Here is a 20,060-nt window from a genome sequence, read left to right as displayed (position 1 = left end):
CGTCAGCACGCACCGACGCGGGCCGCGCCACAAGCGATGATCCCGCCCACCTCCGGCCGGGAGACCACCACCGTGAGCACCCCACCCCAGGACGCCGCCGACCGCACCGAGCCGCTCTGGCGCCCGGACCCCGCCGCGGCCGCCGCCACCCGTCTGGTCGCCTTCCAGCAGTGGGCCGCCGAGCGGCACGGAGCTCCGGCCGGCCCGCTCGCCCCCGCCTCGGACGACGCCACCGCCGCCGCCCGCTACGCGGCCCTGCACGCCTGGTCCACCGAGGACCTCAACCGGTTCTGGACCGCCGTCACCGAGTACTTCGACGTCCGCTTCCAGACCGCCCCCAGCGCCGTGCTCGCCGACGCCACCATGCCCGGCGCCCGGTGGTTCCCCGACGCCCGCCTCAACTACGCCGAGCACGCCCTGCGGCACGGCGCCGACCCCGCGCACGCCGACCAGCCCGCGATCCTGCACCTGGACGAGACCACCGAACAGCCCGTCGCCGTCAGCTGGGCCGAGCTGCGCCGCCAGGTCGGCTCGCTCGCCGCCGCCCTGCGCGCCCAGGGCCTCAAGCCCGGCGACCGGGTCGGCGCCTACCTGCCGAACATCCCGCAGGCGGCCGTCGCACTGCTCGCCACCGCCTCGATCGGCGCCATCTGGACCTCCTGCGCCCCCGACTTCGGCGCCCGCAGCGTCCTCGACCGGTTCCAGCAGCTCGAGCCCGACGTGCTGCTCGCCGTCGACGGCTACCACTACGGCGGCAAGAACCACGACCGCACCGAGGTGGTCGCCGAGCTGCGCCGCGAACTCCCCTCGGTGCGCGCCTTCGTGCACGTCCCGCTGCTCGGCACCCCGGCCCCCGAGGGCGCCCTCGCCTGGGACGAGCTGGTCGCCGCCGAGGTCGAGCCGGTCTTCGAGCCGCTCCCCTTCGACCACCCGCTCTGGGTGCTCTACTCCTCCGGCACCACCGGCCTGCCCAAGGCCATCGTGCAGAGCCAGGGCGGCATCCTGGTCGAACACCTCAAGCAGGCCGGGCTCCACCTCGACCTCGGCCCGGAGGACCGGTTCTTCTGGTACACCTCCACCGGCTGGATGATGTGGAACTTCCTGATCGCCGGCCTGCTCGTCGGGTCCACGATCGTCACCTACGACGGCAGCCCGGGCCACCCCACCACCGGCGCCCTGTGGGAGGTCGCCGCCCGCACCAGCGCCACCGTGCTCGGCACCTCCGCCGCCTACGCCATCGCCAGCCGCAAGGCCGAACTGCACCCCGGCCGCGACCTCGACCTGAGCGCCGTCCGCTGCATCGGCACCACCGGCTCCCCGCTGCCGCCCGACGGCTTCCGCTGGATCTACGACGAGGTCAAGCCGGACGTCTGGCTCGCCTCGGTCAGCGGCGGCACCGACGTCTGCAGCTGCTTCGTCGGCGGCGTCCCCACCCTGCCCGTGTACCTCGGCGAGATCCAGGCCCCCTGCCTGGGCGCCGCCGTCGAATCCTGGGACGTCCACGGCAAGCCGCACACCGACGAGGTCGGCGAACTCGTCGTCACCAAGCCGATCCCGTCCATGCCCACCGGCTTCTGGAACGACCCCGACGGGCAGCGCTACCACGACAGCTACTTCGACATGTACCCCGGCATCTGGCGGCACGGCGACTGGATCACCGTCACCTCCCGCGGCACCGTGGTGATCCACGGCCGCTCCGACTCCACCCTCAACCGCCAGGGCGTACGGATGGGCTCCTCGGACATCTACGAGGTGGTCGAGCGCCTCCCCGAGATCGCCGAATCCCTGGTGATCGGCCTGGAGGAGGACGGCGGCGGCTACTGGATGCCGCTCTTCGTGGTGCTCGCCCCCGGCGCCGAACTCGACGACGCGCTGCGCTCGCGGATCCGCGCGGTGATCCGCGAGCAGCTCTCGCCGCGCCACGTCCCCGACGAGGTGATCGCCGTCACCGGCCTGCCGCACACCCTCACCGGCAAGCGGATCGAGGTCCCGGTCAAGCGGCTGCTCAGCGGCACCCCGCTGGACCAGGCCGTCAACCCCGGCTCCGTGGACAACCTCGACCACCTGCGGTTCTTCGAGCGCCTCGGCCGCGAACGCCGCTCCTGACAGTGGAAGGGCCCCGCCGCGGCGGGGCCCTTCCACTGTCGATCGGTCAGCTCACTCGCCCGACAGCACCTGTTGCGCCGCCGCCCGGGCCTCCTCGGCACTGTCCGCCGCCCGCGCGGCCTCGGCCGCCCGCCGGCACTGCGCCAGCGTGAACTTCGCGAGCGAAGCCCGGACGTAGGGGATCGACGCGGAGCCCATCGACAGGCTGGTCACACCCAGACCGGTCAGCACACAGGCCAGCAGCGGGTCGGAGGCCGCCTCGCCGCACACGCCGCAGCTCTTCCCAGCTGCTTTCGCCGCCTCCGCGGCCGCGGCCACCAGGTCGAGCAGAGCCGGCTGCCACGGGTCCTGCAGCCGGGCCAGCGAACCGACCTGGCGGTCCGCCGCGAAGGTGTACTGAGCCAGGTCGTTGGTCCCCAGCGAGAGGAACTCGACCTCCTGCAGGATCGACCGGGCCCGCAGCGCGGCCGACGGAATCTCCACCATCGCGCCGAACTTCGCCCGCAGGCCCGCCGCCACACAGGCCTCGGCGAACGCCTTGGCGTCCGCCCGATCGGCCACCATCGGCGCCATCACCTCAAGGTGCACCGGCAGCCCCTCGGCCGCCCGGGCCAGCGCCCGCAGCTGGGTGGCCAGTACCTCGGGGTGCTCCAGCAGCGTGCGCAGACCCCGCACACCCAGCGCCGGGTTCGGCTCGTCGGCCGGCGTCAGGAAGTCCAACGGCTTGTCGGCGCCGGCGTCCAGCACCCGCACCACCACGCGTCCCTCGGGGAACGCCTCCAGCACCTTGCGGTACGCCTCCACCTGGGCGTCCTCACCCGGCGCCTTCTTGGAGTCGTCCAGGAAGAGGAACTCGGTCCGGAACAGCCCGACGCCCTCGGCGCCGTTCTCCAGCGCCGCCGCCACATCACCCGGGCCGCCGACGTTCGCCAGCAGCGGCACCAGATGCCCGTCGGAAGTCCGCCCGGGACCGGAGGACGCCGCCAGCGCCGCCTTCCGCTCGGCCGCCAGCCGACGCAGCTCCGCCTGCTTCTCGGCCGCCGGCTCGATCAGCACCTCACCACTACTGCCGTCGACCGCCACGACCACACCCTCGGCCAGGTCGGTCGCCCCCGGCAGCGCCACCACGGCAGGCACCCCCAAGGCCCGCGCCAGGATCGCCGAGTGACTGGTCGGCCCACCCTCCTCGGTGACGAAGCCCAGCACCAGCGTCGGGTCCAGCAGCGCGGTGTCGGCCGGCGCCAGGTCACGCGCGAGCAGCACGTACGGCTCGTCGCTGTCCGGCACACCCGGCATCGGCACCCCCAGCAGCCGCGCGACGATCCGGTTGCGCACGTCGTCCAGGTCCGCCACCCGACCCGCCAGGTACTCGCCGGCCGCAGCGAGCAGCGCCCGGTAGGCGGCGAACGCGTCGTAGACGCCGCGCTCGGCGCTGCTGCCCACGGCGATCCGGCGGGAGACGTCCGCCATCAGCTCCGGGTCCTGCGCCATCAGCGCCTGGGCCTCCAGCACCGCCTGCGCCTCGCCACCGGCCAGGTTGCCGCGGGCGATCAGGTCGGCGGCGACCGCGTCGACGGCCTGCTGCGCCCGGGCCTGCTCGCGCGGCGCGTCCTCGGTCGGGATCTGGGTGGCCGGCGGCTCCAGCACCGCGGTCCCCATGTGCCGCACCGGGCCGATCGCGACGCCGTGGCTGACGCCCACGCCGCGCAGCGTCTTCTGCATGTCCTTCAGTTCCTCTCGCCCCGGCAGTGCTGCCCCGCCCACCGAAACACGGTGGGCGGGGTGCTGTCCGGCCAATTGCTCGTTCTATGGGTGCCCTGGGCCCGAGTGACCCCGGTCCTGGGCGGCCTGGGTCCTGGGGGCCTGGGCCGGGCCGGACTCAGTTCCAGGTGAAGAGCTCGCCGCCGCTGGCGACCTCGCCGGCTTCGGCGACCGCGCTGAGCGCCTCGGCCGAGGCCTCCAACGCCACGATGGGGGAGATCGGCGACTTGCCCGCGGCCTCCACCGCCGCCGGGTCCCACTTGATCACCGGCTGGCCGCGCTTCACCTGGTCGCCCTTGCTGACCAGCAGCTCGAAGCCCGCACCGTTCAGCTGGACGGTGTCGATGCCGAGGTGGGTGAGCACGCCATGACCGTCGGAGTCCATCACCACGAACGCGTGCGGGTGCATCGACACCACCAGGCCGTCCACCGGCGCCACAGCGGTCGTCGGCTCGCGCACCGGGTCGATGGCAGTGCCGGGCCCCACCATCGCGCCGGCGAAGACGGGGTCGGGCACGGCGGCGAGTCCGATGGCGCGGCCGGTCAGCGGCGACGTCACAGTGGTCATGGTGGAGCCTCCCAGGTGCGGAGTACAGCGTGCGGCCGCGAGCAGCGGCGGGGACATACCGACTGAAGCCTAAATCATGCCAACTTAGGACATCTCGTCACAGAAGGGACCAGGTACCTGCCCGGCCGATCCGGCGCCCGCGACACCTCGCCGCAGGCCACCGCCCAGGTCCCGGGCCGGTCAGGCCCCTGCTCGACTCAAGTGGTCTAGTCCTCTGTGTCGATGTGCCGCACTCTACGGCATACGGGTGAGGCCGAGAATCGTCCCGGCGCGCCGTCCTCGGCGGTGCTGGCACTCGGGTGGCCGAGGGCGCAACATGCTCGATTAGGCGGACCGGCCCGGAGCGGCTATCGTTGCTCAGGTCGCCGCGAGGTGATGGTGAATGCAGCGAGACGGCTGAGCGAATCTCCAGTGAAATCGGAGCGAAACTCATCTGATACGCTGAGAACACGAAAGAACGAAACACCCGGAGAGTTCACGAGAGTGACTTGAAGGAAGTATCCGTTCCTTGAGAACTCAACAGCGTGCCAAAAGTCAACGCCAGATATGTTGACATCCCCGGCCTGGACCTTCTGGTTCGGGTTGGAGATTCCTTTTGAAGTAAAACACTAGCGAGGACGCAGTGCACGGGGTCGGCCTATTCCGCTGATTGTCGTGCCGCTCTGCGCGGGTGTCGACCCGATTACGGGAAAACATTCACGGAGAGTTTGATCCTGGCTCAGGACGAACGCTGGCGGCGTGCTTAACACATGCAAGTCGAACGGTGAAGCCCTTCGGGGTGGATCAGTGGCGAACGGGTGAGTAACACGTGGGCAATCTGCCCTGCACTCTGGGACAAGCCCTGGAAACGGGGTCTAATACCGGATATGACCTGGGACCGCATGGTTCTGGGTGTAAAGCTCCGGCGGTGCAGGATGAGCCCGCGGCCTATCAGCTTGTTGGTGGGGTAATGGCCTACCAAGGCGACGACGGGTAGCCGGCCTGAGAGGGCGACCGGCCACACTGGGACTGAGACACGGCCCAGACTCCTACGGGAGGCAGCAGTGGGGAATATTGCACAATGGGCGAAAGCCTGATGCAGCGACGCCGCGTGAGGGATGACGGCCTTCGGGTTGTAAACCTCTTTCAGCAGGGAAGAAGCGCAAGTGACGGTACCTGCAGAAGAAGCACCGGCTAACTACGTGCCAGCAGCCGCGGTAATACGTAGGGTGCGAGCGTTGTCCGGAATTATTGGGCGTAAAGAGCTCGTAGGCGGCCTGTCGCGTCGGATGTGAAAGCCCGGGGCTTAACCCCGGGTCTGCATTCGATACGGGCAGGCTAGAGTGTGGTAGGGGAGATCGGAATTCCTGGTGTAGCGGTGAAATGCGCAGATATCAGGAGGAACACCGGTGGCGAAGGCGGATCTCTGGGCCATTACTGACGCTGAGGAGCGAAAGCGTGGGGAGCGAACAGGATTAGATACCCTGGTAGTCCACGCCGTAAACGTTGGGAACTAGGTGTTGGCGACATTCCACGTCGTCGGTGCCGCAGCTAACGCATTAAGTTCCCCGCCTGGGGAGTACGGCCGCAAGGCTAAAACTCAAAGGAATTGACGGGGGCCCGCACAAGCAGCGGAGCATGTGGCTTAATTCGACGCAACGCGAAGAACCTTACCAAGGCTTGACATATATCGGAAACGGCTAGAGATAGTCGCCCCCTTGTGGTCGGTATACAGGTGGTGCATGGTTGTCGTCAGCTCGTGTCGTGAGATGTTGGGTTAAGTCCCGCAACGAGCGCAACCCTTGTTCTGTGTTGCCAGCACGCCTTTCGGGGTGGTGGGGACTCACAGGAGACTGCCGGGGTCAACTCGGAGGAAGGTGGGGACGACGTCAAATCATCATGCCCCTTATGTCTTGGGCTGCACACGTGCTACAATGGTCGGTACAAAGGGCTGCGATGCCGCGAGGCGGAGCGAATCCCAAAAAGCCGGCCTCAGTTCGGATTGGGGTCTGCAACTCGACCCCATGAAGTTGGAGTTGCTAGTAATCGCAGATCAGCATGCTGCGGTGAATACGTTCCCGGGCCTTGTACACACCGCCCGTCACGTCACGAAAGTCGGTAACACCCGAAGCCGGTGGCCTAACCCTTGGGAGGGAGCCGTCGAAGGTGGGACCAGCGATTGGGACGAAGTCGTAACAAGGTAGCCGTACCGGAAGGTGCGGCTGGATCACCTCCTTTCTAAGGAGCACATAGCAGCTTCGGGCGAATGTCCCGGAGTGCTCGCTCATGGGTGGAACGTTGACTATTCGGCACACTGGGTGATGGTTCGTGAGTACTGCTTCGGCGTGGAAAGCGTTCTTGAGTCTGGTGTGTCGGGCACGTTGTTGGGTCCTGAGGGAACGGCCGTATGGTCTGAACCTCGAGGATGCCGGTCCCATGGACAGTACTCGTTTTCGGGTGGTGTAGGTGGGTGTCTGGTCGTTGTTTGAGAACTGCACAGTGGACGCGAGCATCTGTGGCCAAGTTTTTAAGGGCGCACGGTGGATGCCTTGGCACCAGGAACCGATGAAGGACGTGGGAGGCCGCGATAGGCCCCGGGGAGCTGTCAACCGAGCTTTGATCCGGGGGTGTCCGAATGGGGAAACCCGGCAGTCGTCATGGGCTGTCACCCGCACCTGAACACATAGGGTGCGTGGAGGGAACGCGGGGAAGTGAAACATCTCAGTACCCGCAGGAAGAGAAAACAACCGTGATTCCGGGAGTAGTGGCGAGCGAAACCGGATGAGGCTAAACCGTATTGGTGTGAGACCCGGCAGGGGTTGCCGATACGGGGTCGTGGGAAAGTTCTTCAGTCGTCTGCCGGCGGCTGGGTGAGTCAGAAACCGTTGGTGTAGTCGAAGGACATGCGAAAGGTCCGGCGTAGAGGGTAAGACCCCCGTAGACGAAACATTAGCGGCTCACTTGAGCTTCTCCCAAGTAGCACGGAGCCCGAGAAATTCCGTGTGAATCTGGCGGGACCACCCGCTAAGCCTAAATATTCCCTGGTGACCGATAGCGGATAGTACCGTGAGGGAATGGTGAAAAGTACCGCGGGAGCGGAGTGAAATAGTACCTGAAACCGTGTGCCTACAAGCCGTGGGAGCGTCGTTGGTCTTCGGACCAGCCGTGACTGCGTGCCTTTTGAAGAATGAGCCTGCGAGTTTGCGGTGTGTAGCGAGGTTAACCCGTGTGGGGTAGCCGTAGCGAAAGCGAGTCCGAATAGGGCGTTTGAGTTGCATGCCCAAGACCCGAAGCGGAGTGATCTAGCCATGGGCAGGTTGAAGCGCGGGTAAGACCGTGTGGAGGACCGAACCCACCAGGGTTGAAAACCTGGGGGATGACCTGTGGTTAGGGGTGAAAGGCCAATCAAACTCCGTGATAGCTGGTTCTCCCCGAAATGCATTTAGGTGCAGCGTCACGTGTTTCTTGCCGGAGGTAGAGCACTGGATAGGCGATGGGCCTCACCGGGTTACTGACCTTAGCCAAACTCCGAATGCCGGTAAGTGAGAGCGTGGCAGTGAGACTGTGGGGGATAAGCTCCATGGTCGAGAGGGAAACAGCCCAGAACACCGACTAAGGTCCCTAAGCGTGTGCTAAGTGGGAAAGGATGTGGAGTCGCAGAGACAACCAGGAGGTTGGCTTAGAAGCAGCCACCCTTGAAAGAGTGCGTAATAGCTCACTGGTCAAGTGATTCCGCGCCGACAATGTAGCGGGGCTCAAGCACACCACCGAAGTCGTGTCATTCACAGAATACGTCCAACGACGCTGTGGATGGGTAGGGGAGCGTCGTGTTCCGGGTGAAGCGGCCGAGGAATCGAGTCGTGGACGGGATACGAGTGAGAATGCAGGCATGAGTAGCGATACAAGAGTGGGAAACTCTTGCGCCGATTGACCAAGGGTTCCTGGGTCAAGCTGATCTGCCCAGGGTAAGTCGGGACCTAAGGCGAGGCCGACAGGCGTAGTCGATGGACAACGGGTTGATATTCCCGTACCCGCTTTGAAGCGCCAACGCTGAACCTCTGAATGCTAAGGCCGTGAAGCCGGCCCGGAGTCTTCGGACAAAGGGACGTGGTGGAGCCGCTGATCCGACAGGGTATTAGGTGAGCGATGGGGTGACGCAGGAAGGTAGTCCAGCCCGGGCGGTGGTTGTCCCGGGGTAAGGGTGTAGGCCGAGTGGTAGGCAAATCCGCCACTCTTTAAGGCTGAGACCTGATGCCGAGCCGATTGTGGTGAAGTGGATGATCCTATGCTGTCGAGAAAAGCCTCTAGCGAGTTTCATGGCGGCCCGTACCCCAAACCGACTCAGGTGGTCAGGTAGAGAATACCGAGGCGTTCGGGTGAACTATGGTTAAGGAACTCGGCAAAATGCCCCCGTAACTTCGGGAGAAGGGGGGCCGGAACTGGTGGAGGCACTTGCTGCCCGAGCTGGGGCCGGCCGCAGAGACCAGCGAGAAGCGACTGTTTACTAAAAACACAGGTCCGTGCGAAGCCGTAAGGCGATGTATACGGACTGACGCCTGCCCGGTGCTGGAACGTTAAGGGGACCGGTTAGCTTGGATTCGTCCGGGCGAAGCTGAGAACTTAAGCGCCAGTAAACGGCGGTGGTAACTATAACCATCCTAAGGTAGCGAAATTCCTTGTCGGGTAAGTTCCGACCTGCACGAATGGCGTAACGACTTCTCGACTGTCTCAACCATAGGCCCGGTGAAATTGCATTACGAGTAAAGATGCTCGTTTCGCGCAGCAGGACGGAAAGACCCCGGGACCTTTACTATAGCTTGATATTGGTGTTCGGTTCGGCTTGTGTAGGATAGGTGGGAGACTTTGAAGCCTTGACGCCAGTCTTGGTGGAGTCGTCGTTGAAATACCACTCTGGTCGTGCTGGATGTCTAACCTGGGTCCGTGATCCGGATCAGGGACAGTGTCTGGTGGGTAGTTTAACTGGGGCGGTTGCCTCCTAAAGGGTAACGGAGGCGCCCAAAGGTTCCCTCAGCCTGGTTGGCAATCAGGTGTTGAGTGTAAGTGCACAAGGGAGCTTGACTGTGAGACCGACGGGTCGAGCAGGTGCGAAAGCAGGGACTAGTGATCCGGCGGTGGCTTGTGGAAGCGCCGTCGCTCAACGGATAAAAGGTACCCCGGGGATAACAGGCTGATCTTCCCCAAGAGTCCATATCGACGGGATGGTTTGGCACCTCGATGTCGGCTCGTCGCATCCTGGGGCTGGAGTAGGTCCCAAGGGTTGGGCTGTTCGCCCATTAAAGCGGTACGCGAGCTGGGTTTAGAACGTCGTGAGACAGTTCGGTCCCTATCCGCTGTGCGCGTAGGAGTGTTGAGAAGGGCTGTCCCTAGTACGAGAGGACCGGGACGGACGAACCTCTGGTGTGCCAGTTGTCCTGCCAAGGGCATGGCTGGTTGGCTACGTTCGGGAGGGATAACCGCTGAAAGCATCTAAGCGGGAAGCCTGCTTCGAGATGAGCACTCCCACCTCCTTGAGAGGGTAAGGCTCCCAGTAGACGACTGGGTTGATAGGCCGGATGTGGAAGCCCAGTAATGGGTGGAGCTGACCGGTACTAATAGGCCGAGGGCTTGTCCTCAGTTGCTCGCGTCCACTGTGTTGTTCTGAAACAACGACCCCATCCCGTTTGGTCACGGGGATGGTGCGGCGATAAGTTTCATAGTGTTTCGGTGGTCATAGCGTGAGGGAAACGCCCGGTTACATTCCGAACCCGGAAGCTAAGCCTTACAGCGCCGATGGTACTGCAGGGGGGACCCTGTGGGAGAGTAGGACGCCGCCGAACAATCATTCAGAAGAAGCCCCCACCGTACTGTGTTTAATTAAACGCAGTCGGTGGGGGCTTCTTCGCGTTCCCGGACGGTTCCGGGTAAAGTCGGGCCCGCACAGTCGCCGTACGAGAAGAGGAGGCCCCCGGGTGGAGGTCCAGGAGACGCGCGTCCAGACCGACCGCGTCCTCACCATCCCCAACGTGCTGAGCATGGCGCGGCTGGTCGGGGTCCCGGTCTTCCTCTGGCTGATCCTCTGGCCGCAGTTCGACGGGCCGAACAACGACGGTTGGGCCCTGCTGATCCTGATGCTCAGTGGGATCAGCGACTACCTGGACGGCAAGCTGGCCCGGCGCTGGGGCCAGATCAGCCGGCTCGGCCAGATCCTCGACCCGCTCGCGGACCGGCTGTATGTGCTCTCCACCCTGCTCGGCCTGACCTGGCGGGAGATCCTGCCCTGGTGGCTGACTGCGATCCTGCTGGCTCGCGAGATCTTCATCGCTTCGCTACTGCCTATTCTCAACCGGCATGGATACGGTCCGCTCCAGGTGAGTTTTCTCGGCAAGGCGGCGACCTTCAATCTGATGTACGCCTTTCCGCTTCTGCTGCTGGGACAGGGTCAGGGCTGGTTCCATCACACCGCCGCCGCGGTCAGCTGGGCGTTCATCTGGTGGGGGACGATCCTGTACTGGTGGGCCGGCATCCTCTATGCGGTCCAGGCGCGGCAGATCGTCAAGGCGGACGCCCTCCCCAGCAGCTGACTGCTGACGGGCGGCCGAGTACTGGCTGAGTACTGGTTGAGACAACCGGTCCGTCCGCGCGTCGGATCATTTCAACCGGGTAGAGGTCTCCTGGAACGGTTTGATGGACGAGGAGTCCATTGCCGCGAAGGAGGACGCATCCGCAATGAAAGCCGTTGTGATGGCAGGAGGCGAGGGAACTCGTCTCCGCCCGATGACTTCGAGTATGCCGAAGCCGCTCCTGCCTGTTGCCAATCGACCGATCATGGAGCACGTGCTACGACTGCTCAAGCGGCACGGCCTCACCGATACCGTCGTCACCGTGCAGTTCCTCGCCTCACTGGTGAAGAACTACTTCGGTGACGGCGAGGAACTCGGGATGAACCTCAGCTATGCGAACGAGGAGGTTCCGCTCGGCACCGCCGGGAGTGTCAAGAACGCCGAGGACGCGCTCCGTGACGACTCCTTTCTGGTGATCTCCGGTGACGCGCTCACCGACTTCGATCTTTCCGATTTGATCGCCTTTCACCGGAGCAAGGGCGCTCTGGTAACGGTCTGTCTGACCCGGGTTCCCAATCCGCTGGAATTCGGCATCACGATCGTCGACGACGAGGGCCGCGTCGAGCGCTTCCTGGAGAAGCCCACCTGGGGTCAGGTCTTCTCGGACACCGTCAACACCGGTATCTACGTCATGGAGCCCGAGGTCTTCGACTACGTGGCGGCCGGGACTTCGGTGGACTGGTCGAGTGATGTGTTCCCGCAACTGCTCAAGGAGGGCAAGCCGGTCTTCGGCTACGTCGCCGAGGGCTACTGGGAGGACGTGGGCACCCACGAGAGCTACCAGAAGGCCCAGGCCGACGTGCTGGAGGGAAAGGTCGACGTCGAACTCGACGGCTTCGAGATCTCGCCGGGCGTCTGGGTGGCCGAGGGTGCCGAGGTCGACCCGGAGGCGATCCTGCGCGGTCCGCTGTACATCGGCGACTACGCCAAGGTCGAGGCGGGCGTGGAGCTGCGCGAGCACACCGTGCTCGGCAGCAACGTGGTCGTCAAACGCGGTGCCTTCCTGCACAAGGCGGTCATCCACGACAACGTCTACATCGGTCCGCAGACCAACCTGCGCGGTTGCGTGGTCGGCAAGAACACCGACGTGATGCGCGCGGCCCGGATCGACGACGGCGCGGTGATCGGCGACGAGTGCCTGATCGGCGAGGAGTCGATCATCGCGGGCTCGGTCCGGGTCTACCCGTTCAAGACCATCGAGGCCGGCGCGTTCGTCAACACCTCGGTGATCTGGGAGTCGCGCGGCCAGGAGCACCTGTTCGGCGCGCGTGGCGTCTCGGGCATCCTCAACGTGGAGATCACCCCGGAGCTGGCCGTCCGGCTGGCGGGTGCCTACGCGACCACGCTCAAGAAGGGCGCCACCGTCACCATCGCGCGTGACCACTCTCGTGGTGCGCGTGCGCTCAAGCGGGCGATGATCTCGGCGCTGCAGACCAGCGCGATCGACGTCCGCGACCTGGAGAACGTGCCGATGCCGGTGGCGCGTCAGCACACCGCGCGGGGCAGTGCCGGCGGCATCTTCCTGCGCACCACACCGGGCGTGCCGGACTCGCTCGACATCCTCTTCTTCGACGAACGCGGTGCCGACCTCTCCCAGGCCGGCCAGCGCAAGCTGGACCGGGTCTATGCCCGCCAGGAGTTCCGCCGGGCCTTCCCGGGCGAGATCGGCGACCTGACCTTCCCGTCCAGCGTCTTCGACTCCTATGCCGGAAACCTGCTGCGGGCGATCGACATCACCGGGGTCCGGGAGGCCGGGCTGAAGGTGGTGGTGGACACCGCCCACGGCAGCGCCGGGCTGGTGCTGCCGAGCATCCTGGGTCGGCTCGGGGTCGAGGCCCTGACAGTCAGTGGAGGCCTGGACGAGGCGCGGCCGACCGAGGGCGCGGAGGAGCGGCGCGCGGGGCTGGCCCGGCTGGGCGCGCTGGTGGCCTCCTCCCGGGCGGCATTCGGCGTGCGGTTCGACCCGGTCGGCGAGCGGGTCTCCTTCGTGGACGAGCTCGGCCGGGTGATCGAGGACGACCGGGCGTTGCTGGTGCTGCTCGACCTGGTGGCCGCCGAGCGGCGCAGCGGGCAGGTGGCGCTGCCGGTGACCACCACGCGGATCGCCGAGCAGGTGGCGGCGTACCACGGCACCCAGGTCAGCTGGACCAGCACCTCACCGGACGATCTCGCCAAGGCGGCCGCCGCCGAGGGCACGATCTTCGGCGGCGACGGCCGCGGCGGCTATGTGGTGCCGGAGTTCAGCGGCCTGCTGGACGGGGCAGCCGCCTTCGTCCGGCTGGTCGGGCTGGTGGCCCGGACCCAGCTGACGCTCAGTCAGATCGACGCCCGGATTCCGCAGGCCCACATGCAGCGGCGGGACATTGCCACGCCGTGGGCGGCCAAGGGCATGGTGATGCGCTCGGTGGTCGAGGCGGCGGGCGCTCGCCGGCTGGACACCACCGACGGCGTGCGGGTGGTCGAGGCGGACGGTCGCTGGACCCTGGTGCTGCCCGACCCGGCCGAGGCGGTCACCCACCTGTGGGCGGAGGGTCCGGACGACGAGGCCACCCAACGCCTGCTGGACGAGTGGGCGGCGGTGGTCGACAGCGCCGGGCGTTAGCGCGTAGTCGAGTCGAGGCCCCGGGCGGGCAGTCACCTGATGGGGGCTGTTCGCCCGGGGCCGCGGCCGCATGGGACGATGTCCCGCATGCCAGCCACGCGATCACCGAACGAGCGAAACGGCCGGTTCGCCCGTCCCGACGCCTCGATGACGCTGCTGACCACGGTGATGGACCAGAGCCTGGACGAGGGCTACGCGGCCGCCGCGCGGGCCCGTGGCGAGGAGGGGAGCCGTCGGCTGCCCACCACCGCCAAGGGCAAGGTGCTGCTGGCGGTCGGCCTGGCGCTGGCAGCCGTGGTGGTGACGGTCAGTGGGGTCAACGCCCACGAGTCCAGTCCGGCGCTGGCCAAGGAGCGCGACGCGCTGATCCAGCGGGTCACCGATGCGACCGCTGCCGCCGACCGGCTGCAGCACCAAGTGGAGTCGGCCCGGGCGCAGGTCGACCAGGAGCAGCAGCGCGCCCTGCGGGCCAGCGGCGGAGACGCGGGCCTGGTGGCGCTGGGTGCCTCGGTGGGCACCGGCGCGGTGACCGGCCCGGGGCTGAAGCTGGTGATCGACGACCCGGCCAACGCCAGTACCGGCGGTGGGATCGACCCGCGCACCTCCGGTGGGTTCAGCGGCGGCCGGCTGCGCGACCGGGACCTGCAGTTGATCGTCAACGGGCTCTGGCAGGCCGGCGCCGAGGCCATCGCGGTCAACGGGCAACGGCTGACGGCGCTCTCGCCGATCCGCGCGGCCGGTGACGCGATCCTGGTCGACAACCGCCCGCTGGTGCCGCCGTACACGGTGCTGGCGGTAGGCGACGAGAAGCGGCTGCCGGGTGCGTTCCAGGAGAGCATGGGCGGGCACTATCTGCGGCTCCTGCAGGACAGCTACGGCATCAAGGCCACCGCCGCCGCACAGCATTCGATGGACCTGCCCGCCGCGGTCGGCTTCACGCTGCGGCTGGCCACCCCCGACGCCGGCTCGCCGAGTCCGAGCCCGGCACCCTCGACCCCTACGACAGGAGCATCCAAGCCGTGATCGCCGTACTGGGCCTGGTGGCCGGAGTCATCGTCGGGCTCTTCGTGCAGCCTTCGGTGCCGGCCGCCGTCGTACCGTATCTGCCGATCGCCGTGGTGGCCGCGTTGGACGCGGTCTTCGGTGGGGTGCGGGCGATGTTGGACGGGATCTTCGACGACAAGGTCTTCGTGGTCTCCTTCCTCTCCAACGTGGTGGTGGCGGCGCTGATCGTCTTCCTCGGCGACCAGCTGGGCGTGGGCTCGCAGCTGTCCACCGGGGTGGTCGTGGTGCTGGGCATCCGGATCTTCTCGAATGCGGCGGCCATCCGGCGCCACGTGTTCCGGGCCTGAGCGGGGGACGCGGTGACCAAGGACGAGAACGAGAACGAGCCGGTCGAGGAGACGCCCGAGGCCGAGCCGACGGCTGAGCCCGAGGCGACGCCCGAGCCCGAGCCGACCCCCGAACCCGAGCCGACCCCCGAGCCCGAGCTCGCCCCCGAGCCCGCCGAGGACTCGGCGGCGCCCGCCGCCGACGCCCGGCGCCGGCTGCGCAGCGCCCTCTGGCCGCCGCGGATCTCGCGCGGTCAGCTGGTGGTGGCGCTGCTGCTGTTCGCCCTGGGACTGGGCCTGGCGATCCAGGTCCGTTCCACCAACGACCACAGTGCGCTGCGCGGCGCCCGCCAGGAGGACCTGGTCCGGATCCTCGACGAGCTGGACAGCCGGCAGCAGCGCCTGCAGCAGGAGAAGGCCCAACTCGACCAGTCCCTGGCGCAGTTGCAGAACAGCTCGAACCAGGCCAAGGAAGCCCAGGAGCAGACCAGGCAGAAGGCGCTGGAGCTGGGCGTGCTGGCCGGTACGGTGAAGGCGACCGGCCCGGGCATCGTACTGACGGTCGATGACCCCCAGGGGCAGGTCAAGGCGGATATGCTGCTGGACACCCTGCAGGAACTCCGAGCGGCGGGGGCGGAGGCGATTCAGATCAACGATGTCCGCGTGGTGGCCAACACCTACTTCACCGACGTGCCCGGCGGTGGCGTGCAGATCGACGGCAAGACCGTCGTGCAGCCCTACCGGTTCACGGTGATCGGCAACCCGCAGGATCTGAGTCCCGCGTTGAACATTCCCGGTGGCATCGTCCGTACTCTTGAGAAGCAGCAGGTTGCCACCACCATCTCGGAACAGCAGAAGGTGACGGTGGACGCGCTGGCGGTGCCGTCCGCCGCGCAGTTCGCCAAGCCGGCGGCGAAGTGAGGGCCCGCCCGATTTCGCTGACGGTCCGTCGGCTCCACCGCCCTTCACCTGCGCTTGCGAGTGGCCCCCGGTGTGCGGGCCGAAGACGGCGTCGGCCAGACTGTGCAGTACCACTCCCATCCTGCCCCGCGGGCGGGTCTGTTTCACGCAAGGGGATTCGCCCGTGAGTCTGTTCTCGAAGCTGTTCGGCCGTAACAACCGCCGCGCTGCGGCAGTGGAGGCGCCCACCGCGCGCCACCGCCGGGACGAGGAGCCGGGCCAGGTCCCCGGGATGCGCTCGGCTCCGGAGGGGTACCAGCCCGCCGGTGGCGAGCGTCCGCTGTTCCGTGACGGCAGCTACGGCGCGTCGGTTGATTCCCCGGGTGCGCCGCGCATAGGTTTCCCGACAGGACCCTCAACCTCTGGTGGAGGGTTTGCCCCGGATCCCTACGCCGGGCACGTCCCAGGGGGAGTGCCGTACCAGGAGGCTGCGAACATGACCGGCCAGATCGTCTGTCCGCGGTGCGGCAACCACAACCCGGGTACCGCGAGGTTCTGCAACAACTGCGGCACCCCGCTGCGGGTCGGCGCGCCCGAGAGCTCGGTCGAGACCACCTCGACCATCTCGATCTCCGGTCTGGAGTCCTACGACCCGGCCGCCACCAGCACCGGCGCCACCCCGGCCCTGTCGGCCGAGGTGCTCGCCGCGATCGACGCGCTGCCCCCGGGCTCCGCGCTGCTGATCGTGCTGCGCGGGCCCAACTCGGGCAGCCGGTTCCTGCTGGACGCCGACATCACCACCGCCGGCCGCCACCCGCAGGGTGACATCTTCCTGGACGACGTCACCGTCTCCCGGCGGCACGTGGAGTTCCGCCGCCAGCCGGGCGGCGGCTTCTCGGTCGCGGACGTGGGCAGCCTGAACGGGACCTACGTCAACCGTGAGGCGATCGACGAGGTCGCGCTCAACAACGGTGACGAGGTGCAGATCGGCAAGTACCGCCTGGTCTTCTTCGCGGGACCCCACCGGTACTAGGTCCAGCGGTAACGGGTTCAGCGGTACTGATGCAGCGGTACTGATCCACTGGGTCATCGGGCACGGGCAGGCGGGGGTTCGCACACGACGTCGGCAGGAGAGCGCGAGTGACCTCGAATCAGACCGTGATGGCCCCCCGCCGCCCCAGCGGCCCGCAGCTGCGGGCCGCCGAGCGGCGCGGGGCCGAACTGCTCAGCATCGGTGCGGTGCTCGCCTTCCTGCGCGAGGACTTCCCCGAAGTCACCATCTCCAAGATCCGTTTCCTGGAGGCGGAGGGTCTGGTCGAACCGCAGCGCACGCCCTCGGGCTACCGCAAGTTCGGCCCGGCCGACGTCGAGCGGCTCGCCTACGTGCTGCGGATGCAGCGCGACCACTACCTGCCACTGCGGGTGATCCGTGAGCACCTGGACGCGATCGAGCGCGGTGAGGCCCCGCCGGCGCTGCCGGTGGCGGAGTCCCGTCCCGGTCCGCTGGAGGAGGCCGACCGCGAGCTGGACACCGTGCCGCCCGCCGGCGTCCGGCTGGGCCGGGCCGAGCTGCTGGCCGCGGCCGGTGCCGAGGAGCGTGACCTGGCCGAATGGGAGTCCTACGGCCTGGTGCTGCCCGGACCGGACGGCGGGTACGACGCGGAGACCCTGCAGATCGCCCGCCTGGTGGCCGAGCTCGGCCGGTTCGGACTGGAGCCGCGCCACCTGCGCCAGGTGAAGGCCGCAGCCGAGCGGGAGATCGCCCTGGTGGACCAGGTGGTCGCCCCGCTGCGCCGGCACCGCAACCCGCAGACCAGGGCGCACGCCGAGACCACCGCCCGGGAGCTGGCCACGCTGGCCGTGCGGTTGCACGCCACCATGGTGCAGGCCGGGCTGCGTGCCCGACCCCAATAAGTGCGGGCCGATTCGGGCCGCGCTTTCCTATATCGGACAGGGGCCATAGGGTTGCCTTGTGAATGAGCTCGACGTCGTGGGTGTCCGGGTGGAGATGCCCTCCAACCAGCCGATCGTCCTGCTGCGCGAAGTGGGGGGTGATCGGTACCTGCCGATTTGGATCGGCCCTGGCGAGGCGACCGCGATCGCCTTCGCCCAGCAGGGCATGACTCCGGTGCGGCCGCTGACGCACGACCTCTTCAAGGACGTGCTGGAGGCCCTGGGCCAACAGCTCACCGAGGTGCGGATCACCGATCTGCGCGAGGGCGTCTTCTACGCCGAGCTGGTCTTCGCCGGCGGGGTCGAGGTGAGCGCGCGCCCCTCGGACGCGATAGCGCTGGCGCTGCGCACCGGCACGCCGATCTACGGGGCCGAGGAGGTGCTCGCCGAGGCGGGCATCGCGATCCCGGACGAGCAGGAGGACGAGGTGGAGAAGTTCCGCGAGTTCCTCGACCAGGTCTCGCCGGAGGACTTCGGCGGCAGCGCGCAGTAAGCGCGTCACGCCTGGCTGAAATCGTCCGCAGTCGATCAGCTGTTTTGCCAAAATGTTCGGTCCTACCCACACTAGGGGCACGCGAAACCACTCTTCGGAGTGACGTTGTTTCGCCGACCCGGCGTGGCGATCGTTGACGCGTCTTGGACGACTGCCTACCGTCAGGGGTGGTCACCGGGATTCCACGGTGCGGATGGCGGTGGCGATGCCGGAACACGACTGGACGGAGGTTGGCATGAGCAGCAGCGGCGACGAGGCGGCCGTGGGAGGCCCGTGCACCCTCCACCTGCCGCCCGGCAACCGGCCTCGGATCGGACGCGCCTGGGAGGCGCCGGCGATCGAGACGGTCGCCGAACTGCCCCGGGTGGGGCGCTTTCCCGCAGTTCAGGCCGGTCAGCCGGCCATCGAGCGGATCGGTCCGTCCTCGGACCTGCTGGGCTACCGCGGGCCGACGGCCTGTGCGGCGGCCGGCATCACCTACCGGCAGCTGGACTACTGGGCCCGCACCGGCCTGCTGGAGCCGAGCGTGCGGACCGCCTACCCGGCCGGAGCGCACCGCCTCTACAGCTTCCGGGACATCCTGATCCTCAAGATCGTCAAGCGACTGCTGGACGCCGGCGTCTCGCTGCAGAACATCCGAGTGGCCGTCACCCATCTGCAGTCCAGCGAGCTCTCCGAACTGGCCGGACTGACCCTGATGAGTGACGGGGCGACGGTCTACGAGTGCACCTCCCCGCAGCAGGTGGTCGACCTGCTGAAGGGCGGTCAGGGCGTCTTCGGGATCGCGGTCGGCGCGGTCTGGCAGGAGCTCGAGGGCACCCTCGGCCGGCTGCACGCCGAGCGCACCGACACCGGCGAGACGCTGGTCGGGCACGATCCGGCCGACGAGCTGGCCCAGCGGCGCAACCGCGCGGTCTGACCCCCGGTCAGCGGACCGTCCCGGTCGGCGGTCCGACCCCCGGTCGGCGGAACCGCCGCAGCCGCGCGTATCGTCCGCCCTCGTGATGGGCCACGGTGGTCCACGGAGGGGGTAGTGATCATGCGGGTGACCAGCGTGCTGCGCGGGCGGCGCCGTCAGCGGCGGGCCTTCCAGGGCCTACTGCTGCTCTGCTCGCTGGCCCTGGTCCCGAGCACCTGGCTGTTCTGCGCCGACAGCTCCCGGATCCGCACGGTGGCGGACGTCCCGGCCGAGCCGGTCGCGGTGGTCTTCGGCGCCGGAGTGGTCGGCACCGAGCCCTCGGCCTACCTGGCGCACCGGCTGGACGCCGCGCTGGAGCTCTACCGGGCGCACAAGGTGCAGGCGATCCTGGTCACCGGTGACAACGGCCGCACCAGCTACAACGAGCCCGGCGCGATGTACGACTACCTGGTCGGGCACGGGGTGCCGCCGGTGCGGGTGGTGCGCGACTACGCGGGCTTCGACACCTGGGACTCCTGCGCCCGGGCCCGACGGATCTTCGGAGTCGACCATGCGGTGTTGGTCAGCCAGGACTTCCACGTCCGCCGGGCCCTCGGCCTGTGCCGGGCGGCCGGGATCGACTCGTACGCCGTCGGGGTGGCCGAGCCGCACGACGCCACCTGGTACTACGGCGGGGTGCGCGAGCTGCCAGGAGCCGGCAAGGCCGCGCTCAGCGCGCTGCTGCATCCCGACCCGGCGCTGCTCGGCCCCACCGAGCCGGGCGTGGCACAGGCGCTGGCGGACGCCGCACGCACGCCCTAGCTAGGGTCTGTCCGGCCGATCTTGCCG

General features: G+C 67.5%; 13 protein-coding genes and 3 rRNA genes. 14 read left to right on the top strand and 2 right to left on the bottom strand.

Annotated elements, in window-relative coordinates; genetic code table 11:
* Positions 1-72 precede the first annotated feature (72 nt).
* On the top strand, positions 73-2,106 hold the full coding sequence (locus tag BR98_RS15585; protein WP_035852438.1) for an acetoacetate--CoA ligase: 2,034 nt from the start codon (positions 73-75) through the stop codon (positions 2,104-2,106).
* A 51-nt stretch (positions 2,107-2,157) separates the two neighbouring features.
* Here the strand turns inward: BR98_RS15585 and ptsP are convergent, their stop codons facing one another.
* Positions 2,158-3,828, bottom strand: a complete 1,671-nt coding sequence (gene ptsP, locus BR98_RS15580; RefSeq protein ID WP_035845239.1) for a phosphoenolpyruvate--protein phosphotransferase — start codon at positions 3,826-3,828, stop codon at positions 2,158-2,160.
* Between the two features lie 157 nt (positions 3,829-3,985).
* Positions 3,986-4,435: a PTS sugar transporter subunit IIA gene (locus BR98_RS15575; RefSeq protein ID WP_035845237.1), complete on the bottom strand. Its 450-nt coding sequence runs from the start codon at positions 4,433-4,435 to the stop codon at positions 3,986-3,988.
* Positions 4,436-5,130: 695 nt separating this feature from the next.
* Between BR98_RS15575 and BR98_RS15570 the strand changes: the two genes are divergently transcribed.
* From BR98_RS15570 to BR98_RS15510, 13 genes are all read left to right on the top strand, one after another.
* Positions 5,131-6,652: ribosomal RNA gene (locus tag BR98_RS15570) — 16S ribosomal RNA — on the top strand.
* Between the two features lie 279 nt (positions 6,653-6,931).
* Positions 6,932-10,047: ribosomal RNA gene (locus BR98_RS15565) — 23S ribosomal RNA — on the top strand.
* An 87-nt stretch (positions 10,048-10,134) separates the two neighbouring features.
* Positions 10,135-10,251 (top strand): 5S ribosomal RNA (rrf, locus tag BR98_RS15560).
* Together the 16S, 23S and 5S rRNA genes form the textbook arrangement of a ribosomal RNA operon.
* Before the next feature lie 132 nt (positions 10,252-10,383).
* The gene (gene pgsA, locus BR98_RS15555; RefSeq protein WP_035845233.1) at positions 10,384-10,995 is read left to right on the top strand and encodes a CDP-diacylglycerol--glycerol-3-phosphate 3-phosphatidyltransferase; all 612 of its coding nucleotides are present in this window, start codon (positions 10,384-10,386) and stop codon (positions 10,993-10,995) included.
* A gap of 145 nt (positions 10,996-11,140) precedes the next feature.
* Positions 11,141-13,636, top strand: coding sequence for a mannose-1-phosphate guanyltransferase (locus tag BR98_RS15550; protein ID WP_035845230.1), 2,496 nt, complete (start codon positions 11,141-11,143; stop codon positions 13,634-13,636).
* 78 nt (positions 13,637-13,714) lie between these two features.
* A complete protein-coding gene (locus BR98_RS15545; RefSeq protein ID WP_407639455.1) occupies positions 13,715-14,659 on the top strand; it encodes a DUF881 domain-containing protein in 945 nt (314 codons plus the stop codon).
* Positions 14,656-14,988 (top strand): small basic family protein, encoded by a 333-nt coding sequence (locus BR98_RS15540; RefSeq protein WP_035845227.1) that lies wholly within the window; start codon positions 14,656-14,658, stop codon positions 14,986-14,988. The genes BR98_RS15545 and BR98_RS15540 overlap by 4 nt, the downstream gene beginning before the upstream one ends.
* Before the next feature lie 12 nt (positions 14,989-15,000).
* Positions 15,001-15,888 carry a DUF881 domain-containing protein gene (locus BR98_RS15535; RefSeq protein WP_051969810.1) on the top strand — a complete coding sequence of 296 codons (888 nt, stop codon included), beginning with the start codon at positions 15,001-15,003 and terminating at the stop codon, positions 15,886-15,888.
* Between the two features lie 475 nt (positions 15,889-16,363).
* Positions 16,364-16,900: an FHA domain-containing protein gene (locus tag BR98_RS42320; protein WP_035845224.1), complete on the top strand. Its 537-nt coding sequence runs from the start codon at positions 16,364-16,366 to the stop codon at positions 16,898-16,900.
* 128 nt (positions 16,901-17,028) lie between these two features.
* Positions 17,029-17,781 carry a transcriptional regulator FtsR gene (gene ftsR, locus BR98_RS15525; RefSeq protein ID WP_051971077.1) on the top strand — a complete coding sequence of 251 codons (753 nt, stop codon included), beginning with the start codon at positions 17,029-17,031 and terminating at the stop codon, positions 17,779-17,781.
* 58 nt (positions 17,782-17,839) lie between these two features.
* Positions 17,840-18,313 carry a bifunctional nuclease family protein gene (locus BR98_RS15520; protein ID WP_035845222.1) on the top strand — a complete coding sequence of 158 codons (474 nt, stop codon included), beginning with the start codon at positions 17,840-17,842 and terminating at the stop codon, positions 18,311-18,313.
* Between the two features lie 235 nt (positions 18,314-18,548).
* Positions 18,549-19,232 (top strand): MerR family transcriptional regulator, encoded by a 684-nt coding sequence (locus BR98_RS15515; RefSeq protein ID WP_035852396.1) that lies wholly within the window; start codon positions 18,549-18,551, stop codon positions 19,230-19,232.
* Positions 19,233-19,352: 120 nt separating this feature from the next.
* On the top strand, positions 19,353-20,033 hold the full coding sequence (locus BR98_RS15510; protein ID WP_035852393.1) for a SanA/YdcF family protein: 681 nt from the start codon (positions 19,353-19,355) through the stop codon (positions 20,031-20,033).
* Positions 20,034-20,060 lie beyond the last annotated feature (27 nt).

The organism is Kitasatospora azatica KCTC 9699, assembly GCF_000744785.1.
Taxonomy (GTDB): domain Bacteria; phylum Actinomycetota; class Actinomycetes; order Streptomycetales; family Streptomycetaceae; genus Kitasatospora; species Kitasatospora azatica.
Note: the sequence above shows the minus strand (reverse complement) of the source record. Positions and strands in the feature narration are given on the sequence as shown.

Bases quoted from the DNA above. Each gene is read 5' to 3' on its own strand.
- BR98_RS15550 (WP_035845230.1), top strand. From the start codon at position 11,141: ATGAAAGCCGTTGTGATGGCAGGAGGCGAGGGAACTCGTCTCCGCCCG.
- BR98_RS15515 (WP_035852396.1), top strand. From the start codon at position 18,549: ATGAGCAGCAGCGGCGACGAGGCGGCCGTGGGAGGCCCGTGCACCCTC.
- ptsP (WP_035845239.1), bottom strand. From the start codon at position 3,828: ATGCAGAAGACGCTGCGCGGCGTGGGCGTCAGCCACGGCGTCGCGATC.
- BR98_RS15575 (WP_035845237.1), bottom strand. From the start codon at position 4,435: ATGACCACTGTGACGTCGCCGCTGACCGGCCGCGCCATCGGACTCGCC.
- BR98_RS15545 (WP_407639455.1), top strand. From the start codon at position 13,715: ATGTCCCGCATGCCAGCCACGCGATCACCGAACGAGCGAAACGGCCGG.
- BR98_RS42320 (WP_035845224.1), top strand. From the start codon at position 16,364: ATGACCGGCCAGATCGTCTGTCCGCGGTGCGGCAACCACAACCCGGGT.
- ftsR (WP_051971077.1), top strand. From the start codon at position 17,029: ATGGCCCCCCGCCGCCCCAGCGGCCCGCAGCTGCGGGCCGCCGAGCGG.
- BR98_RS15510 (WP_035852393.1), top strand. From the start codon at position 19,353: ATGCGGGTGACCAGCGTGCTGCGCGGGCGGCGCCGTCAGCGGCGGGCC.